Genomic DNA, 14,476 nt, shown 5'->3' on the forward strand with positions numbered 1-14,476 from the left:
CGGCGCACGCCGATCCGACGCGAAGGGCCGGGGCACCGCCCGGCGCCCCGGCGTCCTCAGTTCAGCATCGCCCGCGCCGCCCGGGCCTGTCCGCGCACCCGGTCCGCGGTCGGCGGATCCACCGAGGTCACGACGTCCGCGTACGCGTCCAGTTCCGCCGCGCCCGCGAGGAAGTCACCGCGCTGCACCAGGAGTTGGGCTCGCTCGTAGCGCAGCCGGGCGGGATGGGAAGGCATCAGCAGACACAACTCGACGGCCCACAGGGCCACGTCCGACCGCTCCGGCCGCACCGCCGCCCACGCCCGGACGTTGTTCAGGACCCGCACGACCACGTCGAGCGGGTCGGCGGGACCCAGCATCGACGGCCGCAGGGGCGCACCGGTGGCCCCCTGCACGAGCAGCTCGGCGTCCGGGCCGCTCAGCACCCGGCCGCCGTCGAAGGGATCGGCGAGCACCTGCTGCTCGGGCGGTCCGAAGCCCACCACGAAGTGCCCGGGCAGGGCGACCCCGTACACCGGTGCCCCGGCCCTCCTGGCCACTTCCACCCACACCACGGACAGCAGGATGGGCAGGCCCCGGCGCCGCCGCAGCACCTGGTGCAGCAGTGACGACTCGAGCCGCTGGTAGTCGCCGGGCGAGCCCCGGAACCCGCAGCGCTCACCGAGCAGTTCGGCCAGCGCCGTCGCCCAGGACCGTGGTTCGCCGGGCCGGAACGGCACCTGTCCGGCCAACTCGTCCAGCTCGATCTGCGCCGCGTCGATCCCCGCCTCGTCCAGCTCCCCGTCCGCGGCGGCCCCCACCAGCAGACACAGCAGCGCCAGGTCGGGCCGCTCCGACCGCGCCTCCTCGGCGAACAGCCGCCGCACCTCGGCGGCACGCTCCGGCTCCGGCGGACGAGGGGAACCCATGGCGGCCTCGCCCCCCGTCACGCCGACGCGGAGCGGTCGCCGCCGGCCACGGGCGGGGCGCCACGCGAAGGGTCGCCGACGGTCACGGAGGGTGCGTTGTGCGAGGGGTCGCCGACGGTCACGGAGGGTGCGTTGTGCGAGGGGTTGCCGACGGTCACGGGGGATGCGTTGGACGAGGGGGCGGCCTCGGGATGCCGCGGGGCGCTGTACGAGTCGGCGCCGCCGGAGCCCTGTGCGGTGGTGTGCGCGGCGTCGTTTCCGGGCCGGGGTGGGGTGGCGGGTGTGCTGTCGGGTCCGGCACCCCGTGTGGTGTTGTGCGCGTCGGCGGAGCCCCCTGCGGCGGTGTGCGTGTCGGCGGTGCCGGGCGTGGGTGGGATGGCGGGCGCGTGGCGGCCGCCGGAGCCCTGTGCGGTGGTGTGCGCGGCGTCGGCTGCGGCCCCGGTGGGCCGGCCGGGCTCGTCCGGCGTCCGTGGTGCGCGGTAGTGGTGGTACGCGTGATGCGGGGCGAAGCCCAGACCGGCGTACATCGCCCGCGCCCCCGTGTTGTCCGACTCCACCTGGAGCCAGGCCGCCGAGGCGCCCTCGTCCAGGGCCCGGCCGGCCAGCGCGGCTACGACGGCGGTGGCCAGGCCCCGCCGACGCTGCGCCGGATCGACCTCGACGGCCGCGAAACCGGCCCACCGCCCGTCCACGACGCACCGCCCGATCGCGGCCGGCGCCTCACCGGTCGCGCCCGGAACCGTCGCGAACCACACCGAGGGGCCGCCGCCCAGCACCTTCAGGGCGACGTCGCTCAGCCCCTTGCGCTGATAGCGGCCCAGCCACGCGGCGTCCGCGGTGCGGGACAGGACGACGTCGGCAGCCGCACGGTCGGCGAGAGGGGCCAGCGGGCCGATCCACAGCTCGGCCGTCACCTCACGCGTCCAGCCGCGCGCCTCCAGCTCCGCGCACAGCACCTCCTGCGTGCCCTCCGCGCCGGTGGCGGTCTGCACATAGGCGGGCAGCCCACGGGCCGCGTACCAGCCGCGTACGCGGGTCAGCGCCTCGTCCAGCGGGACGCCTGGCTCGTCGAGCGGCAGCACGGAGTTGGCGCGCCGGGTGAAGCCGGAGGCCGCCCGCAGCTCCCAGCCGCCGAGCCGTTCGCTCTCCACCGGCCGCCAGGCGCGCGCGGCGACCCGCGCGAGCTCCTCGTACGAGGCCGCCGGCCCGCGCCGACGCGCCGGGGCGGCCGGTACGACCTTGCCCGCCACCAGCGCGGACTCCGGAATCCGCACGCTTTCCCCGCCGCGTCGTGTGATCAGCAGCACGCCGCCGTCCCATGATGTGAGAACGCCTACCGTGTCGGTGAACTTCTCACCCGCACCACCATCTTCGATCAACTGCCGAACAGAGACGCGTTTGCCCACGTCAGCAGCGGTGATATGGACCTTGAGCCGTCCGGCCGCAGAGATTTCCACAGGTCAGTTCACCCCTCCTGTTCGGATCATGCCCCGGAACGGAGATACTAGGTGCGGGCATCGACGACGCCGCGCTCCCGCGCGCCAGGCGGCGGAGCCTACGGAGGCCCGCCAGCGCCCTATCGAGGAGGAACGACAGCGTGACCTACGTCATCGCGCAGCCTTGTGTCGACGTCAAGGACAAGGCGTGCATCGAGGAGTGCCCGGTCGACTGCATCTACGAGGGCTCCCGGTCCTTGTACATCCACCCGGACGAATGCGTCGACTGCGGAGCCTGTGAGCCGGTGTGCCCGGTCGAGGCGATCTTCTACGAAGACGACACTCCGGAAGAGTGGAAGGACTACTACAAGGCGAACGTCGAGTTCTTCGACGAGCTCGGCTCGCCCGGCGGCGCCAGCAAGCTCGGTCTGATCGAGCGCGACCACCCCTTCATCGCAGCGCTGCCGCCGCAGAACCAGTAAGCGGCCCGCACACGCGCCGCCTCGGTCCCGTACGGCCTCACCGCCGTACGGGACCGAGGCGTTTGCCGTGGCAGTCCGTGACCGTCACACGTACGGGTGGTCGTCCGTACGAGAAAGTGAGCCCGATCCCGTGTCCGCAGTCTCCGACCGGCTTCCCACCTTTCCCTGGGACAAGCTGGAGCCCTACAAGGCGACCGCCGCAGCTCACCCGGGCGGCATCGTCGACCTCTCCGTCGGCACCCCGGTCGACCCGGTGCCCGAGCTGATCCAGAAAGCTCTGGTCGCGGCCGCGGACTCGCCGGGCTATCCCACGGTGTGGGGCACCCCCGAACTGCGGGACGCGCTCACGGGCTGGGTGGAGCGACGGCTCGGGGCCCGCGGGGTCACCCACCACCACGTGCTGCCGATCGTCGGTTCCAAGGAACTGGTCGCCTGGCTCCCGACCCAGCTGGGCCTCGGCCCCGGCGACAAGGTGGCGTACCCGCGCCTGGCGTACCCGACGTACGAGGTCGGCGCGCGCCTGGCCCGCGCGGACCACGTCGTCTACGAGGACCCCACCGAGCTGGACCCCACGGACCTCAAGCTCCTGTGGCTGAACTCGCCGTCGAACCCGACCGGCAGGGTGCTCTCCGCGGCGGAACTCACCCGGATCGTCGCCTGGGCCCGCGAGCACGGCGTCCTCGTCTTCTCCGACGAGTGCTACCTCGAACTGGGCTGGGAGGCCGACCCGGTCTCGGTCCTGCACCCGGACGTGTGCGGCGGCTCGTACGAGGGGATCGTCGCGGTCCACTCACTCTCGAAGCGCTCGAACCTGGCCGGCTACCGCGCCGCGTTCCTCGCCGGTGACCCCGCCGTCCTCGGTGAGCTCCTGGAGATCCGCAAGCACGGCGGCATGATGACGTCGGCGCCGACCCAGGCCGCCGTGGTCGCCGCCCTGTCGGACGACACCCATGTGCGCGAACAGCGTGAGCGTTACGCCGCCCGCCGCGTGGCCCTGCGCGAGGCCCTGGTGCGCCACGGCTTCCGCATCGAGCACAGCGAGGCGAGCCTGTACCTGTGGGCGACCCGTGACGAGTCCTGCTGGGACACCGTGGCCCATCTGGCGCGGCTCGGCATCCTCGTCGCCCCGGGCGACTTCTACGGCCCGGCGGGCGACAGGTTCGTCCGCGTGGCGCTGACGGCGACGGACGAGCGGGTCGCCGCGGCGGTGGACCGCCTCTAGGGCGTGCCGGGCGTCGCGAGGCAGGCGGGACTTTCGCAACACGCTTCAGCGCGTGCCGGGCGTCGCCGGGCGGGCGTGACCTTGCGGACATGCCGTAGTGCCGCGGCAGGCGCGCCGGGCGCGGACACGGATACGGCGGAGGGACCCGGGAAACCTCCCGGGTCCCTCCGCCGTACCGCGGCCGTACGGACCGTGGCGTCAGCCGAGCGGCAGGCCCTTCAGGGGCAGCTGTCCCGTCGGCAGGCCGCCCTTGGTCACGGCGCCGGTCGGCAGGCCGCCGCCCGTCGCCGTCTTCGTGGTGTCACCGAGCAGACTCCCGGCCTGCCCGGCCGTGTCCCCGGCCACCTTCTGCGCGGCCGGCGTGGCCGTCCTGGCGACCTTGCCGCCGGTCCTGCCCGCGGACGGCACGGCCTTCTTGACCGCGTTGCCACCGGCCGTGCCCGCCAGCCCGGTGACGCTCTGCGTCGCACCGTCGACCGTGTTGCCGACGTGCGCCCCGTCCAGGGCGGTGAGCCCGCCGAGGTCGGGAGTGGCCGGCAGTGCGGTCGCCGCGCCGGCGGAGCCGGCCGCACCGACCACGGGCGCCGCTCCCGCCGCGATGAGCAGCGCGGCACGGGCGATCCGACGGGTCAGGGGGAGGGACATGATGCTCCTTAGACGGGAGAGAACGGTGAAGTGCCCGATCGCGCCCGGGAGTTGAAGGACGGTCTCCGACCGGCCGGCTGCCGGTCGAGCCGTGATCGTTCCGGGCTCGGACGCAGTGACTACCGCTCGAAACCCGCGAAGGTTGCGGTGGCCCGACGTAAAGAATTGGCAATGCGTCGCATAATCGGCTGTGGATAAAAGCGGGCAAAAGGCAACCGGACGGATAGTCTGCTGAATCCTTACGGCCCTTTGTCCGCAAGGGATCCGACGGATTCGGGCATGCTCACGCGAAAACCGCTCATCCCGGTGCCTGGCGCTGCCGCGCGTCCCTCCGAGGAGTGAGGCCCCGTACTACTGAGCGGTGACGATACGGACCTCGGTGGCGGCTTCCTTCGCCGCCGGGGCGCCCTGGGCGCCGGACCTGAGCCACTCGCCCTCCCTGCGCCCGGCCGTCCACTCCCGTCCCGCGTAGGACACCCGCTCGATGTGCAGCGCAGAGGAGTTGGCCACGGCCCAGTGCGCCAGCTCCCAGCCGCGCACACCGGCCCCCGCGGCGGCGTCCTTGCGCACGGGCACGGTGACGGTCCGCGCGGACACGGTCGAAGAAGGGGAACCCGATGCCGGTGCCGACGCCGATCCGGACCCCGCCGAGGGTGATGACGACGACGCGTCGTCCGGCGCGGAGGAGGCGTCCTGGCCGGAGACGTCGGCACCCGCCTCCTGGAGCACCTCGTGCCCGAAGTCGCGTACGAGAGCGGCACGCACCGAGTCCGGGCCGCCGGCCGGCGTCGTCCCGGGACGCCCCTCGCAGGTCAGGGTGGCCGCCGCACGCCCGGTCAGGGCCGCGGCCAGCAGTGTGGCGTCCGGCTCGTGCTTCGCGTACGCCTGCGGATAGCCGCTGCGCTGCACCCGCTGCGCGGCGACGGTGAGCGGCAGCCGTGTGTAGCCTGGCACCTTGGCCAGGTGCTCGTAGAACACGCCGGCCGCGTACGCCGGGTCCATGATCTGCTTCGTCGTGCCCCAGCCCTGCGAGGGCCGTTGCTGGAACAGGCCGAGCGAGTCCCGGTCGCCGTGCTGGATGTTGCGCAGATTTGATTCCTGGAGCGCGGTCGCCAGGGCGATGGCCACCGCGCGCTCGGGCAGGCGGCGGGAGGTGCCGACCGCCGAGATCGTCGCCGCGTTCACCGCCTGCTCGGGTGTGAACTCGTACGACGCGTCGTCGTCCTTGCCCGAGACGACCCGGCAGCGCGGCGCACCGGCCCCTCCCGTGAGGTACTGCACGGCGAGATAGCCCGCGAGCGCGAACAGGACCGCGACGGCCGCTCCGAAACGAAGGAGGCGGCCGCGCCGGGCGGGAGTGGGGGACGGCTCTGACACGACGTACAAGGTACTGGAGGACTCTGTTGACGGCGTGTGAGGTTGTGGACAACCGTGGTGCGAACCGCGACGCCCGGTGCCGACGGGACGGGGCGCTAGGGTCGGGGACATGGCCGACACCCCACTTGACCTCACGCTGGACGCCGCCGAGCTCACCGCCCGGCTCGTCGACTTCCCCTCCGAGAGCGGCAGCGAGAAGCCCCTCGCGGACGCCATCGAGGACGCCCTGCGCGCCCTGCCGCAGCTCACGGTCGACCGGTACGGCAACAACGTCGTGGCGCGGACGAACCTGGGGCGGTCCGAGCGTGTGATCCTCGCCGGTCACATCGACACCGTGCCCATCGCGGGCAACGTGCCCTCCCGGCTCGACGAGGACGGCGTCCTGTGGGGCTGCGGCACCTGCGACATGAAGTCGGGTGTGGCGGTGCAGCTGAGGATCGCGGCCACGGTCCCCGCCCCCAACCGCGACCTCACCTTCGTCTTCTACGACAACGAAGAGGTCGCCGCCCACCTGAACGGCCTGAAGCATGTGGCGGAGGCCCACCCCGACTGGCTGGAGGGCGACTTCGCGATCCTCTTGGAGCCGACGGACGGGGAGGTCGAGGGCGGCTGCCAGGGCACGCTCAGGATGTTCCTGAAGACCACGGGGGAGCGGGCGCACTCCGCGCGTGCCTGGATGGGTTCCAACGCGATCCACGCGGCGGCCCCGATCCTGGCGAAGCTCGCCGCGTACGAGCCGCGCACGCCGGTCGTGGACGGCCTCCGCTTCCACGAGGGCCTCAACGCCGTCCGTATCGAGGGCGGCGTGGCCACCAACGTCATCCCCGACGCCTGCACCGTCGTCGTCAACTTCCGCTACGCGCCGGACCGCACGGAGGCGGAGGCGGAGGCCTTCGTCCGCGACTACTTCGCGGACTGCGGCGTCGACGAGTTCGTCGTCGACGACCACACCGGCGGGGCCCGCCCCGGCCTGACCCACCCCGCGGCCGCGGCCTTCATGGCGGCCGTCGGCGGCGAGGCCCGCCCCAAGTTCGGCTGGACGGACGTCGCCCGCTTCAGCGCGCTCGGGGTGCCCGCGGTGAACTACGGACCCGGGGCCCCGCTGCTCGCGCACAAGGAGGACGAGCGGGTACGGGCCTCGGCCGTCCCGGAGGCCGAGGAGCGGCTGCGCGCCTGGCTGGCCTCCTGACGGGCGGGCGCACCGCCGCGGTGCGCGGCGGACATGCGCATGTCCCCCCTCCGTAACCCCCTGAGATCTACGCTGGGGCTGAACAATTGCAAGCGGAGGGAGCGCACATGGCTACTGGCAACCCCGAGGGCAAGAAGCGGCCACCGGAGGAGCAGCGGCTGGGTCCGGTGCTGCGCAGGCGGGGCCAGGTCCAGTCGAGCACCACGGACCAGCGACTGCTGGACGCCGGCGGGCCCTCGGACTGGGTGCACACCGACCCCTGGCGGGTCCTGCGCATCCAGTCGGAATTCATCGAAGGCTTCGGCACGCTCGCCGAACTCCCCGCCGCGATCAGTGTGTTCGGCTCCGCCCGGACGGCGGTGGACTCTCCCGAGTACGAGGCGGGCGTCGCGCTCGGGCGGGGGCTGGTCGAAGCCGGGTTCGCCGTCATCACGGGGGGCGGGCCCGGGGCGATGGAGGCCGCCAACAAGGGCGCGTGCGAGGCCAAGGGCATCTCCGTCGGCCTCGGCATCGAACTTCCCTTCGAGCAGGGATTGAACCAGTATGTCGATATCGGGCTGAACTTCCGATATTTCTTCGTCCGAAAAATGATGTTTGTTAAATATGCCCAGGGGTTCGTGGTGCTGCCCGGCGGGCTCGGCACCCTCGACGAACTCTTCGAGGCGCTCACCCTCGTCCAGACCCAGAAAGTGACCCGCTTCCCGATCGTCCTCTTCGGGACGGCGTACTGGGGCGGTCTCGTCGACTGGCTGAAGAACACCCTCATCGCGCAGGGCAAGGCCTCCGAGAAGGATCTCCTGCTGTTCCACCTCACGGACGAGGTGGAGGAGGCGGTGGCCCTGGTGTCGAAGGAGGCGGGCCGCTGACCCCGGGGTTCTCCGCCCCGGCCGCCCCTACCCGTCCTCGGGGGGGCTGCCGCCCCCGGACCCCGTTTCGGCCTGAGCGGGGTCCGGGGCGGAGCCACGGGCAGGGCGGCTAGGCCAGGCCGCGGCGGGCGACCGCCGGCGGCCGGTGGCCCGCGATCGACGCCACCATGTCGAGCACCTGCCGTGTCTCCGCGACCTCGTGCACGCGATACACCTGCGCCCCCAGCCACGCCGAGACGGCGGTCGTCGCCAGCGTCCCCACCACCCGCTCCTTGACCGGCCTGTCGAGCGTCTCGCCGACGAAGTCCTTGTTGGAGAGCGAGACGAGCACCGGCCAGCCCGTCCCGACCATCTCGCCCAGCCTCCGCGTCGCCTCCAGACTGTGCCGCGTGTTCTTCCCGAAGTCGTGCCCCGGATCGATCAGCACGGACTCCCGCGCGACCCCCAGCGACACGGCCCGCTCGGCCAGCCCGACGGTCACCGCCAGAATGTCGGCCATGACGTCGTCGTACGCGATCCGATGCGGACGCGTCCGCGGCTCCGCACCCCCGGCGTGCGTGCACACCAGCCCCACCCCGTACCGCGCCGCGACCTCCGCGAGCCGCGGATCCACCCCGCCCCACGCGTCGTTGAGCAGATCCGCCCCCGCCTCGCAGACCGCCTCCCCGACCTCGTGCCGCCAGGTGTCGACGCTGATGATCACGTCGGGGAAGCGGCGTCGGACCTCGGCGACGAAGCCGACCGTACGACGGGCCTCCTCCTCGGCGCTGACCTCCTCGCCGGGACCGGCCTTGACCCCGCCGATGTCGATGATCGCGGCCCCCTCGGCGATCGCCTGTTCCACCCGGGCGAGCGCCGGCTGGTCGCGGAAGGTGGCTCCCTGGTCGTAGAAGGAGTCCGGGGTCCGGTTCACGATGGCCATGATCACCGGCTCGTGCGGGTCGAATTCGTGCTTCCCCAGCCTGAGCATCCCCTGTGACCTCTCCCTGTGAATCCCGCTGCTTAGCCGCCTGCGACCTTAACTGTCAGACTCGCATGGCACGATCGGAGTCCGACGGTTCCGCCGTCAGTAAGCTTCAGTACTTTCGCGCCGACGCGACCGCGTCGGCACCAGAGCGTGGGGACCTCAGCGATGTTCATGTTCTTGTTCCTGGTCGTCGCGCTCGCCGTCGTGGTCGCCGCGGTGACACTGGCCGTGGTGGGCGGCGGCGAGAGCGCGCCCCTGCCCGAGGCGGTGCCCGACCGGCTGGACGACCCGCTGCCGTCCGCCCGGCCGGTGAACCGCGCGGACGTGGAGTCCCTGCGGTTCCCGCTCGCCGCCCGCGGCTACCGCATGGCGGACGTGGACGACGCCCTCGGCCGCCTCGGCGCCGAGCTCGCGGAGCGCGACGCCCGGATCGCCGACCTCGAGTCCGCGCTCGCCGGAGCCCGCGCGGACACCGCCCGGCCCACCTCCCTGCACAAGCACGTCGAGGGCGAGGAGCGTTGAGCGACGCCGTCGCCGGTCCCGACGGCGCCCTGCGCTGCCCCTGGGCGCTGTCCACCGAGGACTACGTGTGGTACCACGACGAGGAGTGGGGCCGCCCGGTCCACGGCGACGACGCGCTGTACGAGCGGCTCTGCCTGGAGGCCTTCCAGTCGGGCCTGTCCTGGATCACCATCCTGCGCCGCAGGCCGGGCTTCCGGGCCGCCTTCGCGGGCTTCGAGATCGCCTCGGTGGCCGCCTTCACGGAGGCCGACAAGGAGCGTCTCCTCGGCGACACCGGGATCATCCGCAACCGCGCGAAGATCGAGGCGACCGTCGCCAACGCGCGCGTGCTGAGCGACTGGGCGCCCGGCGAGCTCGACGAGCTGATCTGGTCCTTCGCGCCCGACCCGGACACCCGCCCGGCCCCGGAGAAGCTGTCCGACGTCCAGGCCGTCACCGCCGAGTCGACCGCCCTCTCCAAGACCCTCAAGAAGCGCGGCATCCGTTTCGTGGGCCCGACGACGGCGCACGCCCTGATGCAGGCGTGCGGCCTGGTCAACGACCACCTGGTGGACTGCGTCGCACGCAAGGACACCCACTGAGGGCTTCGAGGCACACCCGCTGAGGGCTCCGGGGGAGCGGCGCGGCCGGCCCGCCGCCGCCCCCACGGCCCGTCACCGCCCCAAGTACTTGGCCTTCTCCTTGTTGACGAACGCCTGCACCGCGATCAGATGGTCCTCGGACGACCCCGCTCGCGCCTGCAGCTCGTCCTCCTTCTCCAGCGTCTCGTCCAGAGAGTGGGTCAGGCCGTACGCCACGGCCTCCTTCAGCGCGGCGTACGCGACCGTCGGCCCCGCGGCCAGCGCCCGCGCCACCTTCTCCGCCTCCGCGCGCAGTTCGGCGGCGGGCACCAGCCGGTTCGCGATACCCAGCTCGTACGCCTCCTGCGCGGTGATGCTGCGCGGGAAGAGCAGCAGGTCGGCGGCGCGGCCCGAGCCCACGACCCGCGGCAGCGTCCAGGAGATCCCGGAGTCGGCGGTCAGCGCGACCCCGGCGAACGACGTGTTGAAGGCGGCCGTGTCGGCGACGATCCGGTAGTCCGCGGCGAGCGCGAAACCGAGACCCGCCCCGGCCGCGACACCGTTGACCGCGGCCACCACGGGTTTCGCGGCGCCGGTCAGGGCGCGCACGATCGGGTTGTAGTGCTCGCGCACGGTGCTCATCGTGTGCCTGGACCCCGACTCCTTGTCGGCGGCCAGCAGCCCGATGTGCTCCTTGAGGTCCTGCCCGACACAGAACGCCCGGTCGCCGGCCGCGGTGAGCAGGATCGCCCGCACCTCCGGGTCCGCCGCGGCCCGCTGCGCCGCGTCCCGCAGGGCGACCTTCGTACCGGTGTCCATCGCGTTCATCGCCCCGGGGCGGTTCAGCGTGATCGTCGCGAGTCCGTCGCTCACCTCGTAGAGCACGGTGTCGGCCATGATGGGTCCCCTCGGTGTCGCGGCTCCGTCGTACCCGTCGGTACGCCCTGCGTCCGAGGACAGCATGCAGGACGACGAAGCGGAGATCACGGTCCGAGGAGCGGACGGGACATGTGACCTGCGTCAAAGAATTCCGAGCCCTGAAAGTCCATGCGGCGGCGCAGTATCGCAGCCACATCGCCGAATTGAGTGGTTTTGCTCAAGCGCGTTGCGCAAGCGATGCCGACTGATGTTGGTCATCGGGTCCTGAGATGCGGGATAATGGCCTGGAAGCAATGTGTTCGATGCCGGTGACGTGTGTCCTATGAGAGGACGTGCGTGCCCTCCAAGGGGCCGTCGGCGACGATGAGCTGGTTTCAGGAAGGGGAACGAGCATGGCGGCCATGAAGCCGCGGACGGGCGATGGCCCGCTCGAGGTGACAAAGGAGGGGCGGGGCATCGTCATGCGCGTTCCGCTCGAAGGCGGCGGTCGGCTCGTCGTCGAGCTGACCCCTGACGAGGCCGACGCGCTCGGCGACGCCCTCAAGAAGGTCGTCGGCTGACGCGGAAGCGACCATACCTTTTCACCTGCCCCGGCATCGTAAACGGTGCCGGGGCAGTGGTGTGTCAAGGCACCCCGACGACACGCCTATTTGGCATCAGTGCAGGTCAGGGTGGGTCCGGGGAGAGGTGGGGCGGGAGGGGCGGGGGGCCCGGTGGTCGGGATCAGCGCTTGACGGCGCACAGCAGGCCGTCGCCCACCGGGAGCAGTGAGGGCACCAGGTCCTGGCTCTCGCGCACCGCGCGCAGCAGTTCGCGCAGCCGGCCGACCTCCGCCGGCTGCGGGCCCGAGTCCATGGTGCGGCCGTCCGCGAACACGCCCTCGAAGGCGACGAGCCCGCCCGGCCGCAACAGGCGCAACGATTCAGCGAGGTAGTCCAGGCACTCCAGGCGGTCGCCGTCGCAGAAGACGAGGTCGTAGCCGGCGTCCGCGAGCCGGGGGAGCACGTCCAGCGCGCGGCCGGGGATGAAGCGCGCGCGGTTGCTCGCGAAGCCCGCCGCACGGAAGGCCTGGCGGGCGAACTGCTGGCGGTCCGGCTCCGGGTCCACCGTGGTCAGTACCCCGTCCGGCCGCATGCCGTGCAGCAGATGAATTCCGGAGACGCCGGTCCCGGTCCCGATCTCCGCCACCGCTTTCGCGTCCACCGTGGCGGCGAGCAGGCGCAGCGCGGCGCCCGTGCCGGGCGACACCGAGCGCAGGCCTGCCTCGCGGGCCCGGTCGCGGGCCCAGCGCAGCGCCTCGTCCTCGGCGACAAAGGCGTCGGCGAACGCCCAGCTCGTCTGCCGGTTGCCGGTAATGACCCTCTCCTGTCCCCGTGGTTGCCTGGGCGTGACTGTATCCGTTGGTGCCGGGAACCTGCTGATGGGACCGGGCGTTTAGAGGGATGGGGAAACGGAGCGGGGGGAAGCGCATGGATCAGGTCACGGAGCGGGAGGCGGAGCGAGGTGCCGAGCACGTGCTGACACAGCCATATGGGCGCGTATCAATTTCGCGTAAAACCGCTTATCCGGAGCTAACGGGCGAGGTGGCTATGGTAGGGGCTCCACTGGACACCACCAGAGCCGACAGGGGAGGTGCGGCTGCGCCTGTGGATCGGGGACGGGTGCTGCGGCGCCTGCTGCGATCAGCGGGTGAGCCGAAATCCGTGACCGACATCGCTGACACGTTCCATCCTGCTGCCCCCGCGCAGACCGCGACGTTCACCACCGACGCGGAGTCGCAGGCGTGGACTCCGCCCACCTGGGAGGAGATCGTCAGCACGCACAGCGGCCGGGTCTACCGGCTCGCCTACCGCCTGACGGGAAACCAGCACGACGCCGAGGACCTCACCCAGGAGGTCTTCGTCCGTGTCTTCCGCTCGCTGTCGACCTATACGCCCGGCACCTTCGAGGGCTGGCTGCACCGCATCACCACCAATCTCTTCCTGGACATGGTCCGGCGCAAGCAGCGCATCCGCTTCGACGCCCTCGGCGACGACGCGGCCGAGCGTCTGCCCAGCCGTGAGCCCTCCCCGCAGCAGGTCTTCAACGACGCGCACTTCGACGCGGACGTCCAGCAGGCGCTGGACACCCTCGCGCCCGAGTTCCGCGCCGCCGTCGTCCTCTGCGACATCGAGGGACTGTCGTACGAGGAGATCGCCGCGACCCTGGGCGTCAAGCTCGGTACGGTCCGCAGCCGGATCCACCGTGGCCGCTCGCAGCTGCGCAAGGCCCTCTCGCACCGGTCTCCCGAGGCCCGTGCCGAGCGCCGCGGCTTCGCGATCACGGGAGTTCCCGCGCTGGGAGGAGGGGGCGCGACCGCGTGAGTGGATCACGACCTGACTCTGCGGAGCGGCTTGTTGCCGACCAGCATCTTGGGGACCGACTGTCCGCCCTCGTGGACGGAGAGCTCGGTCATGAGTCGCGCGAGCGTGTCCTGGCCCACCTCGCCACCTGTGCGAAGTGCAAGGCCGAGGCGGACGCCCAGCGCCGGCTGAAGAACGTCTTCGCGGAAGTCGCCCCTCCGCCCCCCTCCGAGAGCTTCCTGGCCCGTCTCCAGGGACTGCCTGGGGGAGGTGACTTCGACGGCGGTGATGGCTCACCGCTCGGCGGGGGAGCATTCGGCGGAAGAATCCCCTCCGGGTCCGGGGTGACCGGAGTCTTCGGCGTGCGCGGCGAGCCCTTCGGCTACGTGCCCGCCGGGCCGCACGCCGACGTGCTGCCCCCCTCCGCCGGACGTGGCTTCCGTATCCATGACGTCAGTCGGCACGAGGCCGAGAGATCCTCCTCGCGCGGTCTGCGCTTCGCCTTCGCGGCGGCCGGAGCGGTGTCGCTGGCCGCGGTCGCGCTCGGCGGGGTGTCGACCGGGGTGCCCAGTGACACCGCGGACGCGCGCGGCGGCTCCGGCGGAAGCAACGTGACACCGATGCGCACGCCGGGCGCGGGGGCCGCGACGGCTCCCGAGACACAGCGCCGCCGCTCCACAGGACCGCTGCTCGCCCAGGGCCAGCGCGGGTTCGGTGGCGCCCCGGTGCAGCCCACCGAGGTGTCCGCGCCGCTGCTGCCCGGAGTGCCCGCTCCGGCGCCCCAGGGCCAGGACATGATGCACACGCTGACGACCCCCGTGGTGGCCGGCGCCGCCGCGATGTCCCCGCTGATACGTCCGCTCACCGAGGTGCAGCCGGCGGTGTCGGCCTCCTGGTCGATGGCGCCCGACGCCGCGACTCCGGGTCTGCTCGCCGCCCCCCTTCCGGCATCGTCCCCCTCTCCCTCCCCGTTCCTCTCCTCCCGTACCGCCCGCTGACCCACTCTCTGCGCCGCGGCCCCGGAACCTGGTTGAATCCGGGGTGGGGCGCGTCCGCCGGAGGGATTCCCGGACGTGGATGT

At 72.2% G+C, this 14,476-nt stretch carries 15 protein-coding genes and 1 pseudogene; 9 read left to right on the forward strand and 7 right to left on the reverse strand.

Features of this window, described 5'->3' with window-relative positions:
* Window positions 1-56: 56 nt before the first annotated feature.
* Together OHB41_RS29785 and OHB41_RS29790 are read right to left on the reverse strand one after the other, a co-directional pair.
* Window positions 57-908 carry a transglutaminase-like and tetratricopeptide repeat-containing protein gene (locus OHB41_RS29785; RefSeq protein WP_266701189.1) on the reverse strand — a complete coding sequence of 284 codons (852 nt, stop codon included), beginning with the start codon at window positions 906-908 and terminating at the stop codon, window positions 57-59.
* 470 nt (window positions 909-1,378) lie between these two features.
* Window positions 1,379-2,365, reverse strand: a pseudogene (locus tag OHB41_RS29790) (GNAT family N-acetyltransferase); the annotation flags it as partial.
* Between the two features lie 140 nt (window positions 2,366-2,505).
* Here OHB41_RS29790 and fdxA point away from each other — a divergent pair.
* Window positions 2,506-2,826: a ferredoxin gene (gene fdxA, locus OHB41_RS29795; protein ID WP_018089397.1), complete on the forward strand. Its 321-nt coding sequence runs from the start codon at window positions 2,506-2,508 to the stop codon at window positions 2,824-2,826.
* A gap of 130 nt (window positions 2,827-2,956) precedes the next feature.
* Window positions 2,957-4,048, forward strand: a complete 1,092-nt coding sequence (locus tag OHB41_RS29800; RefSeq protein WP_266701190.1) for a bifunctional succinyldiaminopimelate transaminase/glutamate-prephenate aminotransferase — start codon at window positions 2,957-2,959, stop codon at window positions 4,046-4,048.
* A gap of 198 nt (window positions 4,049-4,246) precedes the next feature.
* Here OHB41_RS29800 and OHB41_RS29805 read toward each other — a convergent pair whose 3' ends face one another.
* Together OHB41_RS29805 and OHB41_RS29810 are read right to left on the reverse strand one after the other, a co-directional pair.
* Complete coding sequence (locus OHB41_RS29805; protein WP_266701191.1) at window positions 4,247-4,693, reverse strand: ATP-binding protein; 447 nt, start codon at window positions 4,691-4,693, stop codon at window positions 4,247-4,249.
* 351 nt (window positions 4,694-5,044) lie between these two features.
* The gene (locus tag OHB41_RS29810; RefSeq protein WP_266701192.1) at window positions 5,045-6,070 is read right to left on the reverse strand and encodes a heavy metal transporter; all 1,026 of its coding nucleotides are present in this window, start codon (window positions 6,068-6,070) and stop codon (window positions 5,045-5,047) included.
* A gap of 109 nt (window positions 6,071-6,179) precedes the next feature.
* On the opposite strand from OHB41_RS29810, the gene dapE reads away from it, so the two are divergent.
* Both dapE and OHB41_RS29820 read left to right on the forward strand, forming a co-directional pair.
* Window positions 6,180-7,259: a succinyl-diaminopimelate desuccinylase gene (gene dapE / locus OHB41_RS29815; RefSeq protein WP_266701193.1), complete on the forward strand. Its 1,080-nt coding sequence runs from the start codon at window positions 6,180-6,182 to the stop codon at window positions 7,257-7,259.
* 107 nt (window positions 7,260-7,366) lie between these two features.
* A complete protein-coding gene (locus OHB41_RS29820; RefSeq protein WP_266701194.1) occupies window positions 7,367-8,125 on the forward strand; it encodes an LOG family protein in 759 nt (252 codons plus the stop codon).
* Between the two features lie 109 nt (window positions 8,126-8,234).
* Here the strand turns inward: OHB41_RS29820 and folP are convergent, their stop codons facing one another.
* Window positions 8,235-9,095, reverse strand: a complete 861-nt coding sequence (gene folP, locus OHB41_RS29825; RefSeq protein ID WP_266701195.1) for a dihydropteroate synthase — start codon at window positions 9,093-9,095, stop codon at window positions 8,235-8,237.
* A 162-nt stretch (window positions 9,096-9,257) separates the two neighbouring features.
* Between folP and OHB41_RS29830 the strand changes: the two genes are divergently transcribed.
* Both OHB41_RS29830 and OHB41_RS29835 read left to right on the forward strand, forming a co-directional pair.
* On the forward strand, window positions 9,258-9,614 hold the full coding sequence (locus tag OHB41_RS29830) for a DivIVA domain-containing protein (RefSeq protein WP_266701196.1): 357 nt from the start codon (window positions 9,258-9,260) through the stop codon (window positions 9,612-9,614).
* Entirely contained in the window at window positions 9,611-10,195 is a 585-nt protein-coding gene (locus OHB41_RS29835; protein WP_323138409.1) for a DNA-3-methyladenine glycosylase I, read from the forward strand. Before OHB41_RS29830 ends, OHB41_RS29835 begins: the two co-directional genes overlap by 4 nt.
* 72 nt (window positions 10,196-10,267) lie before the next feature.
* Here the strand turns inward: OHB41_RS29835 and chcB are convergent, their stop codons facing one another.
* The gene (gene chcB / locus OHB41_RS29840; RefSeq protein WP_266701197.1) at window positions 10,268-11,071 is read right to left on the reverse strand and encodes a 2-cyclohexenylcarbonyl CoA isomerase; all 804 of its coding nucleotides are present in this window, start codon (window positions 11,069-11,071) and stop codon (window positions 10,268-10,270) included.
* Between the two features lie 374 nt (window positions 11,072-11,445).
* Between chcB and OHB41_RS29845 the strand changes: the two genes are divergently transcribed.
* Complete coding sequence (locus OHB41_RS29845) at window positions 11,446-11,613, forward strand: DUF3117 domain-containing protein (protein WP_003966491.1); 168 nt, start codon at window positions 11,446-11,448, stop codon at window positions 11,611-11,613.
* A gap of 163 nt (window positions 11,614-11,776) precedes the next feature.
* Here the strand turns inward: OHB41_RS29845 and OHB41_RS29850 are convergent, their stop codons facing one another.
* Complete coding sequence (locus OHB41_RS29850; RefSeq protein WP_148010317.1) at window positions 11,777-12,475, reverse strand: O-methyltransferase; 699 nt, start codon at window positions 12,473-12,475, stop codon at window positions 11,777-11,779.
* A 239-nt stretch (window positions 12,476-12,714) separates the two neighbouring features.
* Here OHB41_RS29850 and sigE point away from each other — a divergent pair, with 239 nt between their 5' ends.
* A complete protein-coding gene (gene sigE, locus OHB41_RS29855) occupies window positions 12,715-13,416 on the forward strand; it encodes an RNA polymerase sigma factor SigE (protein WP_266706226.1) in 702 nt (233 codons plus the stop codon).
* Entirely contained in the window at window positions 13,413-14,393 is a 981-nt protein-coding gene (locus OHB41_RS29860; RefSeq protein ID WP_266701198.1) for an anti-sigma factor family protein, read from the forward strand. Before sigE ends, OHB41_RS29860 begins: the two co-directional genes overlap by 4 nt.
* Window positions 14,394-14,476: the final 83 nt, after the last annotated feature.

This window comes from Streptomyces sp. NBC_01571 (genome assembly GCF_026339875.1).
Classification (GTDB): Bacteria; Actinomycetota; Actinomycetes; order Streptomycetales; family Streptomycetaceae; genus Streptomyces.

Bases quoted from the DNA above. Each gene is read 5' to 3' on its own strand.
- OHB41_RS29785 (WP_266701189.1), bottom strand. From the start codon at position 908: ATGGGTTCCCCTCGTCCGCCGGAGCCGGAGCGTGCCGCCGAGGTGCGG.
- OHB41_RS29805 (WP_266701191.1), bottom strand. From the start codon at position 4,693: ATGTCCCTCCCCCTGACCCGTCGGATCGCCCGTGCCGCGCTGCTCATC.
- dapE (WP_266701193.1), top strand. From the start codon at position 6,180: ATGGCCGACACCCCACTTGACCTCACGCTGGACGCCGCCGAGCTCACC.
- OHB41_RS29820 (WP_266701194.1), top strand. From the start codon at position 7,367: ATGGCTACTGGCAACCCCGAGGGCAAGAAGCGGCCACCGGAGGAGCAG.
- folP (WP_266701195.1), bottom strand. From the start codon at position 9,095: ATGCTCAGGCTGGGGAAGCACGAATTCGACCCGCACGAGCCGGTGATC.
- OHB41_RS29830 (WP_266701196.1), top strand. From the start codon at position 9,258: ATGTTCATGTTCTTGTTCCTGGTCGTCGCGCTCGCCGTCGTGGTCGCC.
- chcB (WP_266701197.1), bottom strand. From the start codon at position 11,071: ATGGCCGACACCGTGCTCTACGAGGTGAGCGACGGACTCGCGACGATC.
- OHB41_RS29845 (WP_003966491.1), top strand. From the start codon at position 11,446: ATGGCGGCCATGAAGCCGCGGACGGGCGATGGCCCGCTCGAGGTGACA.